Origin of the sequence: Persicitalea sp. (genome assembly GCF_041751555.1) — a bacterium.
GTDB lineage: Bacteria > Bacteroidota > Bacteroidia > Cytophagales > Spirosomataceae > Persicitalea.
Genome location: NZ_JBGSXF010000230.1, coordinates 1 through 5617 on the forward strand (window position 1 = coordinate 1; position 5617 = coordinate 5617).

Annotated in this window: 6 protein-coding genes; 2 read left to right on the plus strand and 4 right to left on the minus strand. The window is 52.4% G+C overall.

Going from position 1 to position 5617, the window contains the following annotated elements:
• The first annotated feature begins 13 nt into the window (after window positions 1-13).
• On the plus strand, window positions 14-118 hold the full coding sequence (locus tag ACEW8P_RS08210) for a hypothetical protein (protein ID WP_373512603.1): 105 nt from the start codon (window positions 14-16) through the stop codon (window positions 116-118).
• A gap of 29 nt (window positions 119-147) precedes the next feature.
• On the opposite strand, the gene ACEW8P_RS08215 is transcribed toward ACEW8P_RS08210, so the two are convergent.
• Both ACEW8P_RS08215 and ACEW8P_RS08220 read right to left on the minus strand, forming a co-directional pair.
• On the minus strand, window positions 148-918 hold the full coding sequence (locus tag ACEW8P_RS08215; protein WP_373512604.1) for an AAA family ATPase: 771 nt from the start codon (window positions 916-918) through the stop codon (window positions 148-150).
• A 217-nt stretch (window positions 919-1135) separates the two neighbouring features.
• Window positions 1136-1462 (minus strand): HesB/IscA family protein, encoded by a 327-nt coding sequence (locus ACEW8P_RS08220; protein ID WP_373512605.1) that lies wholly within the window; start codon window positions 1460-1462, stop codon window positions 1136-1138.
• Between the two features lie 158 nt (window positions 1463-1620).
• Between ACEW8P_RS08220 and ACEW8P_RS08225 the strand changes: the two genes are divergently transcribed.
• Complete coding sequence (locus ACEW8P_RS08225) at window positions 1621-3042, plus strand: PQQ-dependent sugar dehydrogenase (protein WP_373512606.1); 1422 nt, start codon at window positions 1621-1623, stop codon at window positions 3040-3042.
• On the opposite strand, the gene ACEW8P_RS08230 is transcribed toward ACEW8P_RS08225, so the two are convergent.
• Both ACEW8P_RS08230 and ACEW8P_RS08235 read right to left on the minus strand, forming a co-directional pair.
• Window positions 3005-3943 (minus strand): homoserine kinase, encoded by a 939-nt coding sequence (locus tag ACEW8P_RS08230; protein ID WP_373512607.1) that lies wholly within the window; start codon window positions 3941-3943, stop codon window positions 3005-3007. The two genes, ACEW8P_RS08225 and ACEW8P_RS08230, sit on opposite strands and share 38 nt — an antisense overlap.
• Before the next feature lie 138 nt (window positions 3944-4081).
• Window positions 4082-5617: ACT domain-containing protein (locus ACEW8P_RS08235; protein ID WP_373512608.1), on the minus strand; the 1536-nt coding region annotated here is incomplete at its 5' end.

A 5617-nucleotide genomic window follows, 5' to 3' on the forward strand; every position in this document is an offset into this window, starting at 1 on the left:
GAGCCGCAGGACGATATGTTTTTCCAAAAACCAACAGATTCACGACAATGTGATTGGTATGTACATCAACAAACATTATTTCAAAACAGGAAAATACGGCGACTCTGTCACTGCCTGATCAACCTCTTTTAGACACTACCCCTTTTTTTATACCGTTTCCAGCAGATCTTCGGCTAACTGATTGATGGCCCGTAAGGCGGGCGACTCGTCAATGTCGGCCATGTCCAGAGAACCCTTTTTGTCGGCTTCCGAAACGGTCGGATCGAGCGGAATGACGGCAATAACGGGCAGATCAGTCTGGGCGCAGAAGTCGCGGATGGCCTCCTCGTCTTGGGCATTCTTCACTTTGTTAGCCACCGCCACGATATTCTTGATTTCCAGTTCCTTACCCAGCCGCTGGAAACGGGCCACGGCTTCCATGGAGCGGTAGTAGGGTTCCACCACGCAAAGCAGCACATCCACATACTTCGACGTGCCGCGCTTCATCTGCTCCAGCGAGGCTTCCAGGTCCAGCAGCGTAACCTGTTCGCTTTCTTCGAGGGCCGTGTGGATAATCTCACGGACGGTGGTGTGGGTGCCGCACATGCACCCGGTCCCGGCGTGTTCGGGCTGCCCGACCGCCAGCAGCGTGACGTTTTCGGCTACTTGGATACCGTGTTCCGCCATGACCTCGGCCAGGGGAGACTTCAGTTTCGCGCATTTTTTCCCGTCATCCTTCTGATAAATTTCGAGCAGTTTAGATGTCAGAGGCTTGGGCATAGCCGCCTGCGGGTCCAGCCCGAGGGTGAGGGCCAGGTTGGGGTTAGGGTCCCCGTCGATGGCCAGCACCGGGATGCCCTTGGCACCCAAAATGCGGCACAACAGGCCACTGATGGTGGTTTTGCCTACGCCACCTTTGCCACACACTGCAATTTTCATGATGTTTTCCTGATAAGGTTATCGACCGTTAGCGGACACTGATTCATCTGAGATACCTAGATAACGGTATTGTCGAACAATATACGAAGTAATCGCTGATCGGGTGGCAAAAGTACGGATTGCGGAGTAACTGCGAGGCTAACGCACAAAAAAAGCGCCGCGTGGAAGCTCGCGACGCTTTAATCATTCTCACTTAATCAAAACTTAATCTTTATTCCTACACCGCGAAACTCTCGCCGCAGCCGCAGGTGCGGGAGGCGTTGGGGTTCACGAACTGGAAACCTTTGCCGTTGAGCCCGTCGCTAAAATCGAGGACCGTCCCGGCCAGGTATAGGATGCTTTTCTTGTCCACCACGATGCGTATGCCCTTGTCTTCAAAGACCATATCGGTGGGCTGCTTGTTGGTGTCGAATTCTAAATTATACATCAGACCCGAGCAGCCACCGCCCTCTACGCCCACGCGAATGTGGTTTTCGTCGGTACGGCCTTCTTCGGTGCGTAAGGTCTCGATTCTATCTTTGGCTTTGTCAGTTACCGTTACCATGTTTTTTCTATAGGTTGGGATTCAAGGACATTAACTTTTTTAAGAAAAAGAAAGTTCGATGTGGTACGGGCGTCTCGCCCGTTTAACAGCAAAGTTAAACCATTCCACAACTCAAAAAACCATATCTTCACTCCACGTTCAATCACCAAATTACTTTTATGAAATCAATCCTGACGGCTTTCCTACTAATAACTTTCACCCTTTCCTACGCCCAAAACGCCAAAAACCTTTACGCCACGCACTGCGCGGGCTGCCACGGGGCCAACTTGCAGGGTGCAACTTCCGGGCCTGCCTTGTTGAAAAATGCCTGGAAAAACAACGCTGGTAAAAAATCCATCGCTCGTGCCATTCACAAAGGCGTACCTGGCACGACAATGGTAGCTTGGGAAAACACGCTGAGTAGCCAACAAATCGACGACCTAACTGATTTTATTCTCACTGCCCAGAATACCAAACAGGGAAATGCCATCGACTCGGCGACCGTTTTCATAAATACGCAGGCCTATACGCTCAAAATTGAAAAAGTCGTTACCAGCGGCTTGAAAACGCCCTGGGGCATCGAGTTCGTCAATGAGGACAGTGCCCTGGTGACCGAAAAAACAGGCGGACTGCGGTGGTTGGTGAAGGGCAAACTAGTAACCGAACCCATCAAGGGTTTGCCTGTGGCGTACCTGGGAACCAGCACGGCGGGCTTGATGGATATTGCTTTGGATCCAGACTATGCCAAAAACGGCTGGGTTTATCTGGGCGTAAGCAAAAGCGTCGCTGATAGTCAGGATAAAAAGGCGCTGGCTTTGACCAAAATAATTCGGGGAAAAGTCCGGGAAAACCGCTGGGTGGAAGAACAGACACTATTTGAAGTGCCTGATTCCCTGAAGGTAGTGGACGGCAACCGCTGGGGCTGTCGGTTTTTGTTCGATAAGGCAGGACACCTGTTCTTCACGATCGGCGACATGGGCCGAGCGATGGATTCACAGGACTTGGGTAAAGCCACCGGGAAGGTGTTTCGCATCAATAATGACGGCAACATTCCTGAAGACAATCCCTTTGTGAACCAAAAAGGCGCACTGCCCGCGATTTATTCCCTGGGCAACCGCAACGTCCAGGGCATAGACCAGCATCCGGTAACGGGCGAGATTTGGATGACGGAGCACGGCCCGAAGGGGGGCGATGAATTGAATATCATGAAAAAAGGGGCAAACTACGGCTGGCCAGTCATTACCTACGGTATTGACTACGACGGTAGTATCGTGTCTGAGATTACGGAAAAAGAAGGTATGGAGCAACCCATCATCTATTGGACGCCTTCCATCGCAGTATCGGCCATTGCATTTTGCGCCAGTCCGCGCTTTCCGGCCTGGAAAAATAACCTACTGGTGGGTGCGCTCGGTTTCCAGGAATTGAGGCGACTCGTCATTGTGGACGACCGAGTATTGGCGCAGGAATTACTTTTTAAAGGAATGGGCCGGGTGCGAGATATAAAATTCGGTCCCGACGGGGCTCTCTACATCTTGATAAATAATCCGGACGAAATCCTGCGGATTACTCCCTCGCCAACACCCTCGGCCCGTCGCGATTGATGGCCGAGACGTACACTTTGCTATCGATTTCGGCCAGGGCAAACTTTTCCTGCATCGCTTTGCCTACGCGCTCAGCGGTTTCTCGACCTTTACTAAGCGTAAACATCGAAGGCCCTGCCCCCGAAATGCTGCACCCAAGAGCACCCTGCGTAATCGCTACCTGTTTCACTTCATTAAATTCGGGAATCAAAATGGCGCGGATAGGCTCCACAATCACATCCACCATCGAGCGGCTGATGAGTTCGTAGTCTTCCTGCATCAGCCCGGCGATAAGCCCAGCGACATTGCCCATTTGGGAAATGGCATTCTTCAAAGACACCTCATTGCGTAGTATGAAACGGGCGTCTTTGGTATTCACCTCGATGTCAGGATTGACCAAAGTACAGTACAAACCATCCGGCACCGGAATCTGGAACACATCCAGCGGCTGGTAGCTGCGAACTACCAAAAAGCCGCCCATCAGCGAAGGCCCCACATTATCGGCGTGGGCCGACCCGCAGGCAATGCGCTCGCCCTCCATCGCAAAGGGCAACAGTTGCTGCCGCGTCAGCGGCTGGTCCAGCATTTCGTTGAGGGCGAAAACGCCCGCCACGGCACTGGCCGAACTCGACCCCATACCGCTGCCCAGCGGCATATTTTTGTGCAAAACTACCTCCCCGCCAAATTCAGTATTACCCAAGTGCTCTAACAAACGCAGCATTACCACCGTCACCGCGTTGCGGGTCGGATCGCGTGGCAACCGACCTTCGTCGCCCGTGATGTCCGTAATGACAATACCCGGCGCATCGCGGCGGCGTAGTTCTACCACGTCACCAGGCTCATCCACGGCAAAGCCGAAGATGTCGAAGCCACAGGCTACATTGGCCACAGTAGCGGGGGCGAAAGCTTTGATAAAGTTCATGGGCATGGCAGAGTTTATGGGATGGGTCAAATGGTTAACGGTTAAAAGGTTAAATGGCGTTCTACGCAATTCCGTAGGTTGCGATTCGACAAAGAAATCCGCGAATCGTTAACCGTTGACCGTTAACCCTCCTCGGCGTTAGCCGAGATAGCTACTAATACTCATTATATCCGCAAAGACCCCCGAGGCAGTGACCTCGGCACCCGCGCCGGGGCCTTTCACGACCAGAGGGCGGTCTTTGTAGCGGTCGGTGGTGAAGGACACGATATTGTCGCTGCCCGATAAGTTATAAAACGGATGCTTGTCGTCCACGGCGCGAAGTTCTACTGTGGCGTGGTCGTTTTCCAGGGTGGCGATGTAGCGTAGAACGCCATTTTTGGCCTTGGCACCGTCCAGCAATCCTTCGAAGAATTCGTTCGATTTTTCCAGTTCGGCAAAAAAGTCCTCTACCGTCGGAGCTTGCAGGCAATTGTCGGGCAGGAGTTGCGCTATCTTCACTTCTTCCGGCTCCATCGGGATGCCTACTTCTCGGGCCAATATCAAAATTTTTCGGGCCACGTCAGTGCCGCTGAGGTCGTCGCGCGGATCCGGCTCGGTGTAGCCCTTGGCCTTGGCCTCACGCACTACATCCACGAAGCGGACGCCGGGGCCAAAAGTGTTGAAAATGTAGGACAAAGTACCCGATAGAATGGCTTCGATCTTGATGAATTTATCCCCGCTATCCATCAAGCCCTGAATGGTATTGATGATGGGCAGTCCGGCTCCGACGTTGGTTTCGTACAAGAACTTTACGCCACGCCGCAAAGCCGTGCGCTGCAGACGCTGGTACTCTTCGTACTTACCCGAGTTGGCAACTTTGTTAGGCGTCACAACCGAAATACTGGCATCCAGCAACTTTTCGTAGTGCCGTACGATGTCCTTATCGGAAGTACAATCTACGAAAACGCTGTTGGGAAGATTGAGTTCGATGATGCGATCGACGAAGGCGGGGATGCTGGTTTTGACCCCATTGTCGGCTACCTCCTTTCTCCAATGATCAACAGCGATGCCAGCGGGTTCGAGCAGCATCTTTTTTGTATTTGAAAGTCCCGCAATGTTGAGTTTAAGCAGTCGCTGTCCGCTCAGGAAGGCCGATTGGCTGCCTACTTGCTCGAGCAAAGTACCCCCAATTAATCCTACACCCACAATGAAAAGATTGAGCGAGCGGGTTTCGGACAGGAAGAACACGCCGTGAATGGCGTTGAGGGCTTTGGAAAGATCGTTTTTTGAAATAACCACCGAGATATTCAACTCCGAAGATCCCTGCGCCGTGGCGATAATATTAATGCCGTTTTTGCCTAAAACCGAAAACAGCTTGCCCGAGACTCCGGAGCTTTTCCGCATTCCCTCGCCCACGATGGCGATGATCGAAACATTTTTTTCGATGCCGATGCTGTCGATGTCGCCTCTGGTCATTTCGGATTCGAAGGCTTTCTCCAAAACCAACTGCGCTCGCTCGGCTTCACGCGGGTCGATAGTAAAGCAAATCGAATGCTCCGAAGACGCCTGCGAAATCAGGATGACGCTGATATTATTTTCCGACAGAGTAGTGAACAACCTCGCCGAAATGCCGGCTACACCGATCATACCGCTGCCCTGAATATTGACCAGGGCCATATCGTCGATGGACGAAAT